Source organism: Erwinia piriflorinigrans CFBP 5888, assembly GCF_001050515.1.
Lineage (GTDB): Bacteria > Pseudomonadota > Gammaproteobacteria > Enterobacterales > Enterobacteriaceae > Erwinia > Erwinia piriflorinigrans.
Genome location: NZ_CAHS01000014.1, coordinates 410,015 through 428,626 on the forward strand (window position 1 = coordinate 410,015; position 18,612 = coordinate 428,626).

The following is an 18,612-nucleotide window of genomic DNA, read 5'->3' on the forward strand; positions in this document are numbered from 1 at the left end:
ATCTGAGAAAAGAAAAGTCGTTCACAGGGGGCAGGGGCAGAGAGTACTGTGCAATAAAGCTGCACCTTAATCAGCTGGCGTTCAACTTTTCAGGTGCAGGGAGGAGCGAAACTTTTATGCGTTACTTAGGCAGTTCGCTCATTTCCTTAACATCGGCTTTATTGATTTGCTGCTTAACGCCGTTAGCGTCGTTGTAAGCAATCAGGCCGGTTTTGGAATCTTCCTGTGGTTTGCCATCGCTGATGATGGTACGTCCATCACTTGTGTGAATGGCATAGCTGGCGCGGGTACATCCGCTTAGAGCAGCAACACAAAAGACGGCAGCAAGAGGTAAAGCGATCATTTTATTCATATGGACTCCGTTTTCTTAGTTGTTTAGTTCACTCATGTTCTTAATCTGCTCACGATTGATCTGTTCTGATTTGCCGGTTTGGGCATCTTTATACGAAACCAGTCCAGTATCACTGTCAATTTGCGGTTTGCCATCCGTGACAATAGTCCTGCCATCCGTAGTTCTGATTGTCTGATTTGATGAGCAACCAGAAACGAAAAGCAATGACAGCAGGGCAACGATTGCAGTATTTAACATTTTGACTTTCATCAAGGATTTCCTTATGGGTAAAAAATTTCATCCGAGATAACTATAGACGATATTTTGAATGATGCTGTTAAAGGGTGATGATTTTTAGCGGTCAAGATTGTTAGCTACTTTGAATATTCACAATCGAAAAAAACTACAGAGGATAAAAAGAGTCTATAAAATGCTCAATGTGTTTTCCTGGCGTTACTGTTTTCATGGGTGATTATTTATAATGACAATTTTTCAGGCATCGTCTGGAGTGCTACCAATAATAACTTCAAGAAGATGGCGATAGACGTCAAGCATTATCACATCCGTAGTCATTTCAAGTTTTTCGATGAGTTTAAGAATAAGCGCTTTATTAGTGATATGCCTACCTTCGGCATTTAGTTCGCTTATGACACAGCCAAGCGACTGAAATTTGAGGGATGATTTTTCTACTCCCGGCGGGAAATATGCAAAAACTTTTGACTGTAATGATATCTGCTGCATGCTCATGACCCTATAAAGAAAAGCGATAAGCTTCTCAAAAATTCCTGCTAAGGCTTACGCAGGGCAGAGGATTTAAAATTAATAAACAGGCGAATATTGAGGGGATAACCTCATTAACTAAAACCAGAAATTATTAATTACCGCTAAAAAAGATACCTTTATTAAAGAAAATTAATTTTCACCAGATGGATGAGGTGAGTAACAGTTCATCACTTAATGTTTTTTAGCCCCATCGACCGGACCTTCGCTGGTAAAAAAATGTGCCACATTATCGCGGTCGCGAATTTCAACCGTGTTGGTAGCGCGTTTAACACCCATATATTGGCTAACCTCATCGATAGCGCGCATTAAAGCATCTTGTCGAAGCGAGTTTTTTTCTACAGCGATCATGTGTCGAAGCTGTCTCATTAAGGCAGAATTACTAACGGCAGCATCTTGTTTAAGCAGTACCATAACGGCTTCGCCCATCATTTTATCAGACAGTTTTTCATCTTCACTTTTATACATACAAACTTCTCTAAACCTGTGATGCGGACATAAAGAAGTTGTCCACATAGACCTCCATTCGGGAACTTGACACCTGCGAATGAGTCACTGCCCGGTCGCCCGGTAAGAATATCTGACTAACTCAAAATACAAAGAGAGGTAGATAATATTACAGAGACACAGGGTTACTTAACTCATTCACCACGTCCGAACAGCATACCTATCAGCTGTTGATAGTGGCGTTCCTGTTCGGGCCCAGAAGCCAGTTCCAAACGGGTCAACAATTTTGAACATATGGCCTTGCGGTTCAGATTTCGGCCAGAGCGAAGGATCTCAACGACAATTTGCCCCAGCGTTTCTTGTTGAGATGGCATGATCACCTCACTAAAGTAACGGCTGATGTCATTTTCTATCTTTGGATTAGAACCGTCCTGACGCATAAGATATCCCTCTATCGAATTGCTTAAATTGTGTACTGCTGTATAAAATCTAAAGTTATACAACAAAGAGACTTTTGTACAGCAATAGTGGTTTTTGGCTAGAGCTAAAATTTTGCATAAAATGCTATGTGTTGATGATCAATGACTTATATCTGCGTGTGACGACAGTATGTGAAAGCGTATGACCAGCTTTGAAAGCAAGTATCCCTGATATAAATCAAGCGCTGATTCACCTTGGGCCCGCCTGACACAGCAATAGGCTGGTTGAGTTTTGTCCTGGCTAGCAACATTGCACTCACCATTAGAGCTGCACAAGAAACTTATATCCTCTACCACGAGTAGGTTATCTGTAGATAAAAACCCAAAAAATCCATTTGACCAGACTGACCTGGTTACGTGAGCTATTGTCCGTTTTGACTGTTTGACGAATAGTGATGTGTTTACTGTTCCTGTACCTCAAATATAACTAAAATGCAGTATTAAAAATCGATATCCAGGCTGCCAGTTAGAAAAATTATTTTATTAAGGAAGACGAGATTAGTTAGTGTCGTACAAGGAATTATTTAGCTATAAATCAGATATTTATATCAATGATCGATGGTGCGTAGTGACTATTTTTGATAAAATTTTAAGTATGATCATAAGTATCGACATTCAAAAAAGGTTTTAGGAATTTTTCACAAAAAAAAATGTCAAATTTTGGAGCTTTATAAAGTAGATTGCTAAATAAATAATGCAATGACTCCGATAGAGAAAGTGATGAACTGGAACCCGTAACGGTATTATGGTTAGCTTGCGATCTTGCTTTGGAAGGGTAAGAGTCGGAGATATTCTAAGATAAATTTTATTAGTAATACGATCAAAAGAAATAAATATCATATTATCCTGAATTTAAATTAACTCATGGAACGGTAAATCCAAAAAGTTGTGAATGGAAAATTTTATGGACGACTCAAAAATCTACTTCCTTGATTTCACTTTTAACCCGAAGACAAGGTCGTTACAAAAGAGTGACAGTAGAATACAGCTTCGTAAAAAGCAGGCTGATGTGCTTAATCTCTTGTGCGCAAAGTATCCGGAGCCTGTCTCTCGAGAGGATTTTTTGGCTGGTGCATGGGATGGAGGCTATGTCACTACGCAAAGTATTGCACAGGTTATAAGATCGCTAAGACTGAATCTGGATGATAGTAATAAAAAAATCATTGTAACCATCCCCAAGTTGGGATACCGGTTTACCGTTCAGCCATTATACAAAGAACCTGTGATTAGTGATATTTCATATCGAAAAAATGCTCATAATAAAGATGATATAAATCAAGTATACGCTGAAGAATTACCGGGAGATGCTCATAATCCTGTGCTATCTGGCACTTTAACAGAGAAAACAAATATTTCGAAAAAGAAAAAAATACAAACTGAAAAGCTCAGGTTGCTAAAGAAGTTTTTTTACAGCACTACATTGATAGTAGCCACTTTATTTTTATTTTTTTTTATATGAAGGAAAAGGCTGAATTAGTGGTTATTCAACCTGATGTTAGAAAGGTCTTTGAGATTTACTCAAGTAATCTGGATAAGACTTTCTCCCCATGTCTTCAGATCCCTTTCGACAGATCATCATCAGAAGATGCTCCCACCGTATGCTTTATGTGCGGAATTAACAGATTTAAGTGATGCTATAAATTATCCTCTCGCGATAGATTAAAATATGTTAGGTTTTTTTGATTACTTAATGAAATAAGCTTATGACCAATACCATATAAAACATCAGGTATGATTTTGTGGATACTGTCATTGATCTCTGTCATTTCAAGTGCTGCCTGCTCTAACCATTGTTGGCATAAAGGGGTGCTTTGGAAACGTATCGCATCCTTTTCACCTTGAATTGTAATATGAGAGCTATCGGTAAAAAGGTAGTTCGATTTGTCAGCTCCGGCAGGAAGCTTAACTGTTTGAGGTATAATAACCTTGTGCATGTTTTGCTGACTGCAAATTCTCTTCATATGGTAAACGATCCGTTCAACAATAACAGGATCATCGAATGAGGTACTCACTGCCTCAATCATAAGAGATTTAAATGTGTCCATGCGTAAATTATACTGCTGCTCGTAATCGTCGAGCATTATCGTTAATTGCGAAAAAAAAAGTTGTAACCCTGTAGCGTATCCCTCTTTTTTGTAGTTTTCTTGCAGTTCATCTTTACGAGATTCAAATTCGAAATGAATATCACTGCATTGACACAATGTCCGCTCAAGTGCGGATGAAAGACGACGATAGCGGGTAATCTGACTCAATTTTATTAATACATCAGCGTGAGTTTCTGCGGGTAATTCTTCACTTGTAATCAATCGCATAGTTTATTGCCATTTTTAAAAGATTGAGGTGATCGGGGCATCTTGCTATGTAAATTTCAGGAAGTTTAATCTCAGCAGGGAGGATCAATATTACACGTTCTTTTAGTCCGATAGGCAGATGTGGAATCTGACTAAGAACGAAAGCCACTCCTAAGGATAATGTATCTAAATTATTTTCAGTGTTGGCAAGTAAAACATGATGGCGGATAGGCAGAGAAATAAATGATGATAAACGAGGGTTTGACATCAGCGTTGCACATTTTTTGAGTAATTGGCAACGCAGAAGATAGCCACCTATCATGCAGGCAGCGTCATGGATCAGTTCCCATCGACTAAGAATCAGTAACGAAATGCTATCACGGGCTTCCCAGTGAGCAGGAAGATCTTTCAGTTGATAGTGAGTAATAAGCCAATAATTAATCAGTACATTATCCTCATTATTCATATTATGAATGCTGTCAGGTAAATGCGTCGGATGCGAGTATATAACAGGAGAATATAATATCTTTAACATTTTTTCGGTTTCAAGAAACATTTTTGGCTGATTCCTGTTTTTTGTGTAGGGATTCCTGCTTAACATCTTCTACTTTAAAACGGCGATAATACCTTCTGAAAGAATATAAGAGAGCAGCAATGACCAGAATAATGATAGCCGTTAAAGAGATAAGCCATTGGGTTGATAGTGAATGGGAAATTTTTATTGGTGGTGTGTATTGAATAGGTGGTGTATCGAAAAGTACTACTGAAATATTTTCATATTTTATATCATCAAGACTGTTTTTTATCAGGGATTTGACCCGTGGAATGAAAAGACTCTGGTCTATGTCCCCGTTATATGAAATCAAAATACCGACATGATTAGTTAATGTTTTGTTTACCACTTCACTTTTAAAAGATGGATAGCTAATATGCACCCGAGCGCTGACAACTTGCGCAATGGTTCTCAGAGACTGCTCTAACCTTTGTTCAATCAGAGAAAGGATACGGACCCGTTCTGCATTTGGTGATGCAATGAGTGCACTGTCTGGGAATGCCTGCCCTATTTGAACATCAGCGGACCACGGAAGCTGATATTGGTTGATGATTGAAAGGGCTGCCGTATTTTCTTTTTCATCGACTCTAATCGTATAGCCCGATTTAAGAGTGCCGTTCTTATTAGCAGGGATGTTATGCTGATGAAGAATCGTCAGTACCTGGTTAGCTTGCTCCTGAGTAAGATTTTCCAATAACATCTCATTATCGCAGGCGGACAACATAAAGGTCATTATTGTGATAAAAGCTGGAAGTTTTTTCTTTTTTAACATTATTGCGCTTTTTCCAGTGTTTCGATAGTAGCGATTCCTTTACGAGAGATTGTACTTATCAGTGATAGATAATTAGTATATTCAATAATATACTTTTGCAGTATCAAAAGGTTTTCAGGGTTGCCGGTCAATTGCGATGATTCACTAATAGTGCTGATTGCGTTTTTTAAATTTATCGTCCTTTCGCTAACATTTTCAAATGCACTGAATACAAGGTCGTTGAAAGATCCGTTGCCGGAAAAAACCGATGTCCGATCTTTATCGTTGAGTGTATCAGGTGCTGTTTGCGTTTGGGCTGACAGAAATTCTGGCTGTATAATCATTAAAAAACCTCAAAATGAAGGGGACGAAATAAAGCCGTAACATAGAAGTCTCTAGAATTTTTGAATAATTTCCTTACCTATACTACCGTAAGCCTTGACAGCACTGCTTTGGGCACCGCGAAAAAGAGTATATTCCTGCAATTTCGATTGATAATTAGCCAATACTGATGGGTTGGATGGGTCCTGCTTTAATTGTTCCAAGGCAGCATTGAGCGCGTTCATCATATCTAATGCCCCTGACTCAAAGCCGGTCGAAATTTGACCTATAAAATATTGGTCTGTTGATCCTTCAGGCATTTCATTTTTGGTTATATTGGGCACGACTCATGTCTCCTAAATTAAGTGGGAAGTACCAGTGATGGGAATTTAGAAAAAGGTAACCATCATTGGAGTCAATGTAAGATTTGTTAAGTAACCAGTTATCATCCAAATTAACTGAAAAATTGATCATTTCGCTTCCCCATTTGGAGCGAAAATTTTCAATGAAGTCACTTAGTCTAAGGAGGATAACATCGCTGAGGGCATCTCGTATAATTAAGCTATAACCCGTACTGGCCTTTACCTGACGATACTGAATGTTGAGGTTGTCTAAGCCATTGCGGGCTTCAGTTAAGAGATTTTCTTTGGGGTTAAATAGCACTTCAGCATCCAACGCATAGGGAATCTTTTTAAGTACTTCTGATTTCAAAATCTCCTCTTCATTTTTTTCTAATTCCCTATATACAGCAATGACAGGATGTACAGGCGAACTGTAATCGATCTGTAATACGGGATGGCCAGCTTGAACCAGCTGGCTGACGACGGTTTTGTTTTGTTGAGCAAGCCACACTGGAACAACACGACCATTTTCGTTTAGTTTTGAAAGCGCTTCTTTTAGCCATTCCAACTCTTGCTTTTGTGAAACCAAAACAAATATGATTTCATCATCCCTGCTTTTTACAATATTGTACGACATTGAATTACCAGTGAGCTCTTTGTTAAGAGTCGCCATACGATTATCAAATTGACTAACATCACTACTATAAAAATAGATGAAGGTGATAATCAATAAAGAGACTAACATACCCGAGAACGATAAAAAAATTAGACGTCTGTTTTTTTTTGTAGTGAGAAAATCACATGCTTCAGAAGGGTTATCACATTCTCTTTTAAACGGATTGTAATTAATGATTTTATCAGACCATTTATCACTACTTTGCTTGAAAGCAAAGCAAATATTTTCATGGGTGAAAATTTCATTCTCATAGAGTTCAGTTGCATAGCTATCAGATAATCCATAGACATCGATGCCAACAGCCTTATCTCCCTCATAATCACTGAGTGATGATAATCTAAAAAGAATATTAGGAGCAGGGAGATCGTATGGGATATATAAGGTATTGTAAGTATAATGTGCGGAGTGAACATGCTCCAATGAAACTTCAGCATTCGCAGGGAATAATGATTTTTTCGAGTTTATAATGAGAAAATAATCTTCTGCAATGAGATGTAGCTCACAGCCAAACATGGGGCCAAAGAGAATTTTTAAAGTAAAGTTGGACCCATTTCGTTCAAGGTATTCAGTATTGATTGGTTTTTCCATATTGCTTATCATAATAAGAAGTCTGACATTGATGTAATATAAATGAGTTTTGGTTGATCATTGCATGTTTTTAGAGGGTTAACGTTTTAATAAATAACACAATGCTTTTTATGTAGATGCATCCAAAACTTGCACTTAAAAAAGGTAAGAGTGCGTACTATATGTGTAGATATAAAGTTTCATATATAGATTCTCTTTCACAACACACGAAAGTCTGCATCCTATCGAATAAAATGGCTGAGTACAATTAATCATCTTGAATTTTTCTTTAGAAAAAATTTAAATATTTTATAAAATTATTAAATTCGCACCTCTGCGTTGACCATGCGATTTAATATAGGGTAGTGTTGTAAATATTCATCATTGTACTTACAAAGCGACTGGGTAACTGTAGAGGCTCTATGGGTGATGTTCATTCAAGCAGTAAACGATGCAGGGCCAATAAACTATTCCTTATGAAAAGTCATAAAAAGAAAGGGAAGCCAGCAGTCAGTGTTTCAGAGAATGGAATTGTTAATCTCAACAATTCGTTGCTTTTTGCGCGGCCATTGAGTGCGACTTCATTTATGGTTTTCACCTCAAATGAGGATGGGAAAAATAATGAGGTGCTGATAAATCAATCCAGTTTGTTAGCCACTGTAGATGCTGTAAAAATCAAGGTTACGGGTGATTGGTTTTTCGAAGAAATCACAATGCCCCAAGTAGCAATACTTATCGCGTTTCTGGATTATCAGGCCAATCCGTGTCGAGCCATCCATGCTAAAACGGGAGCTGATTGTGACGAATCAATCATAATGCAAACAGAACGATTCTATATCTCAAATGTAAAAAATAATAGACGATGCCTCATCGGAGCACTAATAGGTAGCAGAATAAGCCCCTTAGATTATGGCGTTGAGAATTTATTTTCCTTTATACGGAAAATTGAAAATTACTGGATATCTCACTTTTTGTTATCTCAGCTATTAAAAGAAGACAAAGAGAGTGGTAGCGACAGACTTTACAATGCCAGCAAGAGTTATGGCGTATCTGAATCTTACTTTAGAAAACTTTGTCATAACACATTCACTCGTGGCCCCAAAAAACAACTGCGCATATGGAGGGCTTCCCACAGTGCATTGCAACTGATAGAGAAGAACAACTCAATCGCGACAATTGCTGGAAATAACGGCTATGCATCTTCATCGCATTTTTCAAGTGAAATTAAATCAATTTTTGGCATTCGTCCTCGTGAGTTTAAAGATTTGAAGGGTTGTTTTTATGAATGAGCAACAGACAAAAAAACTCTCTTTTATATTTTTTTCGTTACTTTTTTTCTTGCTGAATTGTAATGTCGCTTCGGCGAAATTCGATGATAATGAAAGGGGAGGGATCAGTACCACTCGCGATGCCGACAATATTTATGTAGCGAGTGACAACAGTGTACAGCAACTTTTTTATGTGATGGCAGGAGAATTTCATAGACCGATAATTGTTAGTCGTCAGGCTGCTAAAAAACGCGTCACAGGGAATTTTGACCTCAATGAACCTCAGGAGTTATTGAGTAAGTTGGCATCTCGCATCGGACTGATATGGTACAACGATGGAAGTTCGATTTATGTTTATGACGCCAATGAAATAAAAAGCACGGTGATCCGTTTATCCTATGCACCTTTTGAGCGCCTCGTGGCATATTTGAAATCATCTGAACTGTATGATGTACGTTTTCCATTGCGGTCTGATGGGGCGTCTGGTTCATTTTATATTTCCGGCCCACCGGTGTATGTGCAACTTGTTACGGCTGCGGCTAAATACATTGACGCATCATATTCCAGGCCCGGTGCCGGAGAAACGACAGTACGCGTCATTAAATTGACAAATACCTTTGTCAATGACCGTAATTACACGCAGCGGGATACTTCTATCACCATACCGGGAGTGGCTTCGGTGTTGAAAAAACTGATGAATAACTCAAGTAAAGTATCAAGCATGGGCGGTGCGAGTATCATTATAAATGAAGACTCTGTTAATGAAAAACGAGTCACTGCGCGTACACCGAAAGTTAATCCAACAGAACTATGGCCTGATTTCAATGATGCTGAATCAGCGAATAGCAATGACGACTCGTCCCCATCCGGGAATGAATCTGTCAATATCGTAGCTTATACAGATACAAATAGTCTGCTTGTCATGGGAAGCGAAAGGCAGGTGAGTTTCGTAGAAGATCTGGTACAAGCTATTGATGTGTCGAAACGACAAATCCAACTTTCATTATGGATAATCGACATCTCAAAAAAGGAAATTAATGAATTGGGAGTGAAGTGGAGTGCGGCGGGTAAAGTGAATAATTCAGGCGTGACTTTTAACACCAGTTCACTGACTCCTGAAAATAGTATTCACTTTCTTGCAGATGTCTCTGCTTTAGTCAAGTCAGGTTCAGCACAAGTTATTTCTCGTCCTGAAATTTTGACTCAGGAAAATGTACCCGCGCTTTTTGATAATAATAGCAGTATTTATGCCAAACTTATTGGAGAACGAACATCATCACTGGAGAAGATTACCTATGGGACAATGATAAGTGTCCTGCCACGTTTGGCATCGCGTCAGCAGGAAATTGAGATGATCCTCAATATCCATGATGGTACCATTCCGCTTAATTCAGAAGGACAATCTGGCAATTTTGATAGCATGCCTGTTATCAGTAACACACAAATCAGTACAGAGGCTCGTGTTCCTTTAGGGCATAGCCTACTCGTGGGAGGATATAGTCGTGATCAGGATGAAAACCATTCCATAGGAATACCTTTACTACGGGATATTCCTTATCTAGGTAGAATATTTGACTATAGCTATAAAAGCCAAACAAAAATGGTTCGACTCTTTTTGATTCATCCTGAATTGTTAGAGGATGGAGAAAGATGGCGAGGACATAGAAATGATGATCCGGTTCTCGGTGTTTCATCTGAAGGTAAGGAGCAGACGTTAAAATCTACTGTGTCTATGTTGCGCGAAATCATGAATAAAAAATAAGGAGATGTAGATGGCGAGAATTAGTCCTTTTAATTATACAGATAACAGCGCGCATCGCAGGCAAGATTCAGAAAAAATGTATACTCGATCTTCAACCAAACACAATGATCATGTCCAACCAATAAATCATGACGAAAATATAATTAATGCAGCAGAAGAGTTAGCAGATCTCTTCAGCAGTTTGGGGCGTGCAAGTAAAACAGGTAGGAAAAATGATAATTCATATAGTGACACGGGTTCAGAAATACTCGAAGAAAATGCAGATGAAAAGATTTATACAATAATGACTCGAGTGGCTAAGTCCCAGAATAGCGCTTCTATATTGAACTTTGCCCGCCAGTTGTTTAGTAATGATTGGGACTTAATGCAAGCCTTACGTGAGTTACTTTTGAGTAAAAATTTGTCAGAGTTTCTGAAAAAAAAGATTAAAAAAGCAATCGATGATTTGATGAAGTTTAGCGATCTTAAGAAACTAAATTCTTCTGCCAATGTTGGTGATGTCGCTAAACGCTTTAGTCAATGTACTAATAATAATGGTCTTTCTGCTAAAGAGCTTCGTGATAGCTACTTGAAGTATTTAGATTATGAGTTGCCTGCGATATTTATTTATCAGGACTGGATTGATGTATATGGATTCAGCAATAGAAAAATCATGCTGTCATTTATACTGACTGCATTGATATCAGATATGAAGTCCACTGAACCGGGCATTCATTCGCATGAGTTTGGCCCTCTATCTGCCAGGATAATCGACGCACGTACGTTGAATTCATTAGATAACAAGCTGATTGTCAATTTCAATAATTCTGCGTATAGCTCAACAACGAAGAATTCAAAAGCAGCATTAAACGCAGAGGGTGTTTTAAATATTTATCTAATGGGTTTAATTAATCCTGGTGAGTTAGTGACAGCTTATGGAGGTTTTTTCAATGATTTTTCGTCAAAGAGAGCTATTCGTCAACAGGCAACAGTCGTTCAGCTCATACGCAGAACTTTTGATGTGACTCCCGATTACCTTTATGCCAGGTCTGATTGTCACGAAAAATTTTATTCTTTTTTGACCTCGGTACAACAATCGCTTTATATAAAAGAGGTTGCACTGTTTAAAGTTGCTGGTAAATATGTTTAAAAGTTCTTTTTTACAATTTAGCGCTCGCCCAGAATTGATCATCTTGTTAATGATGATCATGGTCGTTGTTATGCTAATCATCCCATTGCCGACGTACCTGGTTGATTTTTTCATCGCTTTTAATTTAACGATGGCATTGCTGATTTTTCTGGGTTCATTTTATATTAACCGTATTCTGGACTTTTCAACATTCCCGTCAATGATCATGATCAGTACCATATTTCGTCTGGCTATATCTATTAGTACCAGCCGTTTAGTTCTTTCAGATGCGGATGCAGGTGAAATCATAGCGAGTTTCGGGGCATTTGTTATTGCCGATAGCCTGGTAGTGGGGATGGTTATCTTCTTCATCGTTACGATAGTGCAATTTATTGTCATCACGAAAGGCTCTGAGCGCATTGCTGAAGTTGCAGCCCGCTTTTCATTGGATGCTATGCCAGGAAAACAGATGAGTATCGATGGCGATCTTAAGGCCGGTCTTATTGATGAAAATGAAGTGAGACAGCGCCGTAAAGACCTGGAGGCTGAAAGCCAACTGTATGGTGCACTTGATGGAGCGATGAAATTCATCAAAGGTGATGCTATAGCCGGGATTATTATTATTTCTGTCAATCTGCTGGGAGGGGTTTTTATTGGTGTCGTTCAGAAAGGAATGGAAGTCCATCATGCCCTATCTATTTATGCCTTACTTACTATCGGTGAGGCTTTAGTAGCGCAGATCCCTGCGTTGCTGATTTCAATCAGTGGTGGCCTTATTGTCACGCGAGTAAATAACAGTGAGAATACTAATCTTGGTGCAAAGATCTTACAGGACATTTTTAAAAATAAATCCACTTTAGTCATTTCATCCATTCTCGCCTTGTCATTGGGCCTGCTTCCCGGTTTCCCTTTCATCGTATTTTTCATGCTTTCGATAGGCTTACTAGGTTTTTTTTTCAGGGACAAATTAGCTAAAATGAAGAATGCGAAATCCAAATCAGAAGATTCAGACCATAAAGAAGACTCTTCTGTTAAAAATAAACCTGTTGTAATTGATGGAGAATATATTCCTGAGACGGTACCGTTAATTATCAGGTCTTGGAAAGGATATGAAAATTATTTACTCTCAAAAAACTTCCCATCATTATTGAAACGGCTTTTTTTTATTGAATACGGCGTTCGCCTGCCAGAAATAATAATTAGTTATGATCACAACGCTGAAGAAGGGAAGTTGATCGTGGCAATTAATGAAATTCAGGTGGCTATTTTCGATTTTTTCCCAGATATGCACAGAATCCTCTTTAGAGGAGATGAGCTGAAATTGATCAATGACAGCGTACAAGCTGTAAGTTCATCACAGGGTACGACCTATTGGATAGCAGAAAAAAACCAACAGGCCGCTCTTGATCTTGGTTACTATTCACGTAATTCAATAGACGAATTTTATTCGTGTATATCGATATTACTCGTTCGCAATATTGCTGAATTTTTCGGTATCCAAGAAACTAAAACACTGCTTGACGATCTCGAGAAAAAATATCCTGACTTATTAAAGGAGTGCTACCGAAATAATACGGTACAACGTATCACTGAAGTATTCCAACGTCTACTTAAAGAGCGTATATCGATTAGAAATATGCGACTCATTCTTGAAGCATTAGTGCAATGGGCTTCTAAAGAAAAAGATCCTATTATGTTAGTTGAGCATGTGCGTGGAACTTTAGCACGCTATATCTCTAACAGATTTGCTACTCAAGGATGTATTAAAACATTGGTGATGTCACACGATATGGAAAAGAAGATCCGGGACGGCATTCGGCAGACCTCTGGTGGAACGTTTATCAATTTACCACCTGATGAAACGGAAAATATTTTAAAAAGTCTCGAATCCTGTCTGCAAATGAATGGCGTCAACACGCGAGATGTTATTTTAATTGTATCTATGGATATTAGACGTTTTGCAAAGGCTCTAATAGAAGGGACCTATCCGGAATTAGATGTGCTCTCATTTGGCGAGATTTCTAGCAGTGTGGATGTGGATGTTATAGGGTCATTGTAAAATTTAAAAGAGGAAATATATGAAATATGATATTGCGGAATTGATTTCTACCATGCTTAAAGACGCTGGCATGTCAGAATTTCTCAGCGATGATCTAACTAATCACTCAACAATTTCTCTGAATATGAAAGATGACATCCCGGCGATTCATATTAAGAGTGTGGGTGATGACGTATGGCTGTGGGCAAATCTCTGCGAATATAATATTAACTCACTGGCCTACTGTAGTATTAATCTGTTGCCGGTCATGCTCGATTATAATGAGGAAGTATTTTATCTCGGGCAGCCCTGTTTATATCCTGTTGATGGGCAGCTCGAATTACGTGCGAAGGTTATGGAAAAATATTTGGGCTCGGCAGATGATTTTTTGTCGGTACTCGATCATTACCTGACAATTATGCTGAATTATCGCGATGTTTTAGCTTAAGAGGAGGTGTTATCGATGCATCCAAAATTGTTAGTTCGTCTCGCACATCCACTGCGTATCCAGGGTAACGTTATTGAGGCATTCCTTCCAGGAACTAAGATTGGTGAAATTTGCGAAATTCAGAAATCTTTGATTGAGGATGATATATTGGGATTTGCTCAGGTGACGGGATTTAATAAAGAAAACACATTTTTAAGTTTGCTAACAGATAATCAGGGATTTTCCCGAGAGAATGTCATATTACCCACGGGGAAGCCATTTAGTATTGAGGTTCATGAAGGGGTTATCGGCGCTATCATAGATGCTTCTGGTGCCATCAGAGGGCGTTTCGATCGGCAGCCCGTAATGCCTTCTATCAAGGGGAAAAGTATCGTAGCGTCCAGGGTACCACTCGACTTTACCTTGCGTAGACCCATCCTTAAACCATTAATAACCGGCGTGCGCGCTATTGATGGCCTGCTTACATGTGGTATGGGGCAGCGAATCGGGATTTTTGCGACAGCAGGCTGTGGTAAAACATCCCTGATGAACATGATCATTGAGCACTCTGAAGCCGATCTCTATGTGATAGGCTTGGTCGGTGAACGAGGTCGTGAAGTCACAGAATTTGTTGAAACTATGAAACTTTCCTCACGCAGTTCAAAAGTCATACTCGTTTATGCAACTTCGGACCGCTCTTCGGTGGAGCGCACCAATGCAGCGCAAATCGCATCGAGTATTGCAGAATACTTCAGTGATTTAGGCAACAATGTACTGCTGTTCGTTGACTCAATCACGCGTTATGCTCGGGCACTGCGCGATGTTGCTTTGGGTATGGGGGAGGTGCCTGCGCGTCGCGGCTATCCGGCTTCAGTTTTTGAAGCACTGCCAAAATTATTGGAGCGGCCTGGGTGTTTTATCACCGGTTCAATAACTGCATTTTATACCGTTTTAATTGAAAATGAAGATGAACCCGATGTGATTGGTGATGAAGTGCGCTCAATTCTTGATGGACATATTTATCTGAGCCACAAACTTGCGGCAAAAGGGCAGTATCCGGCTATTGACGTGTTACAAAGTATTAGCAGGGTCTTTTCAAATGTCACTGATAATAGCCATCAGCAATTAGTTAATCGTTTTCGATATTTTCTTCAGCGTCAAAAGGAAATGCAGTTATATATTGATCTTGGTGAATACCGTCATGGCGAAAATGCTGAAAATGATATTGCTTTTAATAAAGCAGGTGATATGGAGTCATTTATCAAACAGGAAATATCAGAGAACGTTAACATGTCATCATGTCTGGAGAGCTTGTATGAGTGTATGGCGTAAAGGTCGGCAACTCAATGCGCTGTTAGAGTATAAGAAGACATTAGTTAATTGTCAGGTATCTAAGATCAATAAAAGATTATCTGAAATTCAGTCTCTTCTGGAGGAAAAGATATTTGAGCGCAAAGCCATTATTGACGAAATAAACTCATTAACGCCAACCGGGGTGCTCCATAGATCTGATATCTACCAAAAGATAAGACGTCAGGGTGTATTATTATCTAAACAACAACTTATCTATCATCAAATCAACGAGCTTGAGGAAGATAAAGAAAAAAATGAACTAAATGTTCAGGTGTTTCTTCACACAAGAAATGTTTTAGAAAAGAAAAACCACAAATTTCGTAGCTATTTTCGTCATCGTTATATCGACTTTCGTATTCGCTCTGAGAACAATATTGAAAGTGAACTTCATGAGACAATTTCCTATGGTAGAGAAAAATACTAATATATCCGGGGTCTCATTTTTATGTAATGATGCCTTTGCTGCTCAAGACTCTTTTTTTGATATGTTGGAGAAACGGAGGAAATTGGAAGAACCAGAATTTTCGGGATGCGATTCAGCTTTTGCTCAGCCGTACAATCATCAATTATCCCCTGAGCGCTCTGCGGGAGGCGGCGGTGGTGATAAATCTGAAGAGGCCAAAATTAACCACTCATCATCACAGAAAGACCTTAAAAAATTTTACTCACATATAAGTAATGAGGGTATGAGCCATCGTCTGTCCGATTCGGTCATTAAATCGGTATCAACTCAACAGATCAAGGATTCTGAACTTTCGCAAATCAATAAGAATAACCATGTAGACAATATTGATCCAGACGTATCACGAATGATGCTTACGGGGCCGGAAAAGTGGGGTGAACCGAAAAACAGAAGGGAAGATAAAGACGAGTTTGCTGTCACTAAACCATTTAATCCTGTGCCGATAATTCATCAAAATACTACTTCAGCCGAAAAGAAAAATACAGGACATAGTAAAATGGCGTACCAGGCATCGAGCAATACACAGCAATATAGAAAAAGCGTGATGACAACAGGGGGAGCCAGTGATGACGTTCCTGCAAATAAAAGTGTAGACCTTGAATATCAGTTCCAGCGCTGGAATGGTGACCATTCGGTAAAAGTACTCATCTCCACAGAATTGAGTCACGAGACCATCATTAAGCTAATACCTTCTGGCACACGCGTAGCTGATGCGATTTCCAGACATATGGATGATATGGTACCTGATGTTCTTATGCAGCAGCAAAGTCAAGATAAACGGGGACGCCATCAAGAAGAAGAAGTGGAAGAATGAAATTACGCAGTGGCTTACGCCTAAAGAAGGAAGAAAAATGCGGGCTTGAGTTACTTAAAAATCATCATCCAGAGAGTGAAATTAGAGAGGTTGAGCTGGAAGGACGCTACCTGAGAATTTTCCTCTATGATGAAAATGATTTGCATAATGAAGCATTGCTCAATGTAGATACATGGTTACAAGAAACCGATAACAAGCTACCGGGTATTCCCTGGCGTCAGGTGCCTTTGAACTATCTAATGAGGTGGTTAAAGGGCATGCAGCTTTCTTTTATATTAAAATCCAGGGTATGGAACGTTGGGCGGATAGAACTTCCTCCTACGGTCTTGCCAAAAAAAATGCTTTGTCTGCCCGCGCAGCCTTGTTCACTTTTGTGTCTGGAGTGGTCAGCTGGTGATAACCCCATACTTAATGCATTGCACTTAAAGAAATACCGTATTCCATTTATCGTTGATGTCGTTTTGGGATATAGCCAGCTGCCAGTGTCCCAATTTATTGATGTTGCAAAGGGCGATCTGCTTCTTATTCAGCATCAATCTGGCTATTTAAAAATTGGAACGAAAAAGTTATTTCTTTTGAACATTGATAACAATATAGAGGTTGTCGTGCAGGAAAAATTTACTGACATTGAAGATAGCTACCGTAATGAGGAAGAAACGCTGCTAAGGTGGTCTGAGCTGCCTGTTGAAATTGAGTTTGTCCTCGACAGTAGATATTTCACGCTGGCCGAGTTGGACGTTATCTATCCGGGAATGACCTTATCTTTGAATCAGAATGCGGAACAGAGAGTCAAGATCTATTTGAATAGAAAATTATTTGCGCGTGGAGAATTGGTGGCTCTTGAGAATGGAAATCTCGCTGTGGAAATCAATCAGGTTAATACTTTTCCATCGGATGCAAAGGACATCTCTGATGTTGAATAATGAGATTTCGTTAATTGCATTACTCTCCCTTTTTACCTTACTTCCTTTTATCATTGCTGGAGGGACTTGTTTTATAAAATTCTCGATTGTCATGATAATGATGCGTAATGCGCTAGGTATACAGCAGGTACCTTCGAATCTGACTCTCAATGGGGTTGCGCTTATACTTACTACGTTTGTGATGATGCCGGTTTGCCAGCGTATTACTGACTACATTGAGACTAAAAATATTGATTTCAACAAAAGTGGATCGCTCCACCAGTTGATGGATGAGGGGCTGGGCAGCTACCGCGATTATCTTGTGCGTTACTCTGACCATAGTTTGATTCGCTTCTTCAATCATGTAGAAAAGAAAACGAATGGAATAGTTGAAGACCAGCTCGATGTTGAGGAATTAAGCCAGATGTCCTTAATGACCCTGATGCCAGCCTATGCGCTAAGCGAAATACAGAGTGCTTTCAGGATAGCTTTTTATCTCTACATTCCTTTCGTTGTAATAGATCTGGTGGTGTCAAGTATTCTATTGGCTTTAGGGATGATGATGATGAGCCCCGTGACTATTTCAATTCCAATTAAATTGATTCTTTTTGTCGCAATGGATGGTTGGACGTTATTAGCTAAGGGGCTGGTCACGCAATACGTCGATCTGATGTCATCATGAATAATATATTATATATTAGCAATGCAGCATTGATCGTCGTATTAAAGCTCACTGCTGCGCCTATTACTTTCGCTACACTTGTTGGAATTATAGTAGGCCTTTTCCAAACGGTAATGCAAATTCAGGAACAAACTTTACCTTTCGGTTTGAAAATGCTTGCCGTGATCATCACTATTTTCATGTTATTTGAATGGTTCTCGGCAGAAATGCTAAACTTTTCAAGACAAGCCTTCTCCTTAGCTTTCAGTTGACGCGGTA

At 39.1% G+C, this 18,612-nt stretch carries 23 protein-coding genes; 12 read left to right on the plus strand and 11 right to left on the minus strand.

All coding sequences use genetic code 11. The features are described 5' to 3' along the window. Positions 1-121: 121 nt before the first annotated feature. From EPIR_RS08045 to ycgZ, 5 genes are all read right to left on the minus strand, one after another. On the minus strand, positions 122-352 hold the full coding sequence (locus EPIR_RS08045; protein ID WP_023654849.1) for a YgdI/YgdR family lipoprotein: 231 nt from the start codon (positions 350-352) through the stop codon (positions 122-124). 15 nt (positions 353-367) lie between these two features. Next, positions 368-601 carry a YgdI/YgdR family lipoprotein gene (locus tag EPIR_RS08050; protein ID WP_023654850.1) on the minus strand — a complete coding sequence of 78 codons (234 nt, stop codon included), beginning with the start codon at positions 599-601 and terminating at the stop codon, positions 368-370. Between the two features lie 222 nt (positions 602-823). Further along, on the minus strand, positions 824-1,072 hold the full coding sequence (locus EPIR_RS08055) for a biofilm development regulator YmgB/AriR family protein (RefSeq protein WP_023654851.1): 249 nt from the start codon (positions 1,070-1,072) through the stop codon (positions 824-826). Between the two features lie 213 nt (positions 1,073-1,285). Next, positions 1,286-1,579: a hypothetical protein gene (locus EPIR_RS08060; protein ID WP_048697127.1), complete on the minus strand. Its 294-nt coding sequence runs from the start codon at positions 1,577-1,579 to the stop codon at positions 1,286-1,288. A gap of 173 nt (positions 1,580-1,752) precedes the next feature. Continuing rightward, the gene (gene ycgZ, locus EPIR_RS08065; protein ID WP_023654853.1) at positions 1,753-1,998 is read right to left on the minus strand and encodes a regulatory protein YcgZ; all 246 of its coding nucleotides are present in this window, start codon (positions 1,996-1,998) and stop codon (positions 1,753-1,755) included. A 943-nt stretch (positions 1,999-2,941) separates the two neighbouring features. Between ycgZ and EPIR_RS08070 the strand changes: the two genes are divergently transcribed. After that, positions 2,942-3,496: a transcriptional regulator gene (locus tag EPIR_RS08070; RefSeq protein WP_023654854.1), complete on the plus strand. Its 555-nt coding sequence runs from the start codon at positions 2,942-2,944 to the stop codon at positions 3,494-3,496. 175 nt (positions 3,497-3,671) lie between these two features. On the opposite strand, the gene EPIR_RS08075 is transcribed toward EPIR_RS08070, so the two are convergent. The 6 genes from EPIR_RS08075 to EPIR_RS08100 are packed head-to-tail and all read right to left on the minus strand — an operon-like array spanning position 3,672 to position 7,558. Continuing rightward, positions 3,672-4,349: a hypothetical protein gene (locus tag EPIR_RS08075; RefSeq protein WP_023654855.1), complete on the minus strand. Its 678-nt coding sequence runs from the start codon at positions 4,347-4,349 to the stop codon at positions 3,672-3,674. After that, the gene (locus tag EPIR_RS08080) at positions 4,330-4,884 is read right to left on the minus strand and encodes an Oxygen-regulated invasion protein orgA (protein WP_023654856.1); all 555 of its coding nucleotides are present in this window, start codon (positions 4,882-4,884) and stop codon (positions 4,330-4,332) included. Before EPIR_RS08080 ends, EPIR_RS08075 begins: the two co-directional genes overlap by 20 nt. Further along, entirely contained in the window at positions 4,874-5,653 is a 780-nt protein-coding gene (gene sctJ, locus EPIR_RS08085; RefSeq protein ID WP_023654857.1) for a type III secretion system inner membrane ring lipoprotein SctJ, read from the minus strand. Before sctJ ends, EPIR_RS08080 begins: the two co-directional genes overlap by 11 nt. Further along, complete coding sequence (gene sctI / locus EPIR_RS08090; RefSeq protein WP_048697130.1) at positions 5,653-5,976, minus strand: type III secretion system inner rod subunit SctI; 324 nt, start codon at positions 5,974-5,976, stop codon at positions 5,653-5,655. The genes sctJ and sctI overlap by 1 nt, the downstream gene beginning before the upstream one ends. Positions 5,977-6,027: 51 nt before the next feature. Continuing rightward, positions 6,028-6,273 carry a type III secretion system needle filament subunit SctF gene (gene sctF, locus EPIR_RS08095; protein WP_084007842.1) on the minus strand — a complete coding sequence of 82 codons (246 nt, stop codon included), beginning with the start codon at positions 6,271-6,273 and terminating at the stop codon, positions 6,028-6,030. A gap of 1 nt (position 6,274) precedes the next feature. Further along, positions 6,275-7,558 (minus strand): PrgH/EprH family type III secretion apparatus protein, encoded by a 1,284-nt coding sequence (locus tag EPIR_RS08100; RefSeq protein ID WP_240987353.1) that lies wholly within the window; start codon positions 7,556-7,558, stop codon positions 6,275-6,277. Between the two features lie 401 nt (positions 7,559-7,959). Between EPIR_RS08100 and EPIR_RS08105 the strand changes: the two genes are divergently transcribed. From EPIR_RS08105 to sctS, 11 genes are read left to right on the plus strand one after another with little or no spacing between them, the layout of a single operon-like run. Beyond that, a complete protein-coding gene (locus EPIR_RS08105; protein WP_023654860.1) occupies positions 7,960-8,826 on the plus strand; it encodes a helix-turn-helix domain-containing protein in 867 nt (288 codons plus the stop codon). Continuing rightward, the gene (gene sctC, locus EPIR_RS08110) at positions 8,819-10,567 is read left to right on the plus strand and encodes a type III secretion system outer membrane ring subunit SctC (protein ID WP_023654861.1); all 1,749 of its coding nucleotides are present in this window, start codon (positions 8,819-8,821) and stop codon (positions 10,565-10,567) included. Before EPIR_RS08105 ends, sctC begins: the two co-directional genes overlap by 8 nt. A gap of 10 nt (positions 10,568-10,577) precedes the next feature. Next, positions 10,578-11,696, plus strand: a complete 1,119-nt coding sequence (locus EPIR_RS08115) for an HrpJ domain-containing protein (RefSeq protein WP_023654862.1) — start codon at positions 10,578-10,580, stop codon at positions 11,694-11,696. After that, positions 11,689-13,734 carry an EscV/YscV/HrcV family type III secretion system export apparatus protein gene (locus EPIR_RS08120; protein WP_023654863.1) on the plus strand — a complete coding sequence of 682 codons (2,046 nt, stop codon included), beginning with the start codon at positions 11,689-11,691 and terminating at the stop codon, positions 13,732-13,734. Before EPIR_RS08115 ends, EPIR_RS08120 begins: the two co-directional genes overlap by 8 nt. 19 nt (positions 13,735-13,753) lie before the next feature. Further along, positions 13,754-14,161, plus strand: coding sequence for an InvB/SpaK family type III secretion system chaperone (locus EPIR_RS08125; protein ID WP_023654864.1), 408 nt, complete (start codon positions 13,754-13,756; stop codon positions 14,159-14,161). A 15-nt stretch (positions 14,162-14,176) separates the two neighbouring features. Beyond that, positions 14,177-15,472 carry a type III secretion system ATPase SctN gene (gene sctN, locus EPIR_RS08130; RefSeq protein ID WP_023654865.1) on the plus strand — a complete coding sequence of 432 codons (1,296 nt, stop codon included), beginning with the start codon at positions 14,177-14,179 and terminating at the stop codon, positions 15,470-15,472. Then, on the plus strand, positions 15,456-15,917 hold the full coding sequence (locus tag EPIR_RS08135) for a hypothetical protein (RefSeq protein WP_023654866.1): 462 nt from the start codon (positions 15,456-15,458) through the stop codon (positions 15,915-15,917). Before sctN ends, EPIR_RS08135 begins: the two co-directional genes overlap by 17 nt. Beyond that, positions 15,898-16,770, plus strand: a complete 873-nt coding sequence (locus tag EPIR_RS08140) for a SpaN/EivJ family type III secretion system needle length determinant (RefSeq protein WP_048697135.1) — start codon at positions 15,898-15,900, stop codon at positions 16,768-16,770. Before EPIR_RS08135 ends, EPIR_RS08140 begins: the two co-directional genes overlap by 20 nt. After that, entirely contained in the window at positions 16,767-17,693 is a 927-nt protein-coding gene (locus tag EPIR_RS08145; RefSeq protein WP_023654868.1) for a FliM/FliN family flagellar motor switch protein, read from the plus strand. Before EPIR_RS08140 ends, EPIR_RS08145 begins: the two co-directional genes overlap by 4 nt. Continuing rightward, positions 17,683-18,354: an EscR/YscR/HrcR family type III secretion system export apparatus protein gene (locus EPIR_RS08150; protein WP_023654869.1), complete on the plus strand. Its 672-nt coding sequence runs from the start codon at positions 17,683-17,685 to the stop codon at positions 18,352-18,354. The genes EPIR_RS08145 and EPIR_RS08150 overlap by 11 nt, the downstream gene beginning before the upstream one ends. Beyond that, the gene (gene sctS, locus EPIR_RS08155; protein ID WP_023654870.1) at positions 18,351-18,605 is read left to right on the plus strand and encodes a type III secretion system export apparatus subunit SctS; all 255 of its coding nucleotides are present in this window, start codon (positions 18,351-18,353) and stop codon (positions 18,603-18,605) included. The genes EPIR_RS08150 and sctS overlap by 4 nt, the downstream gene beginning before the upstream one ends. Positions 18,606-18,612 lie beyond the last annotated feature (7 nt).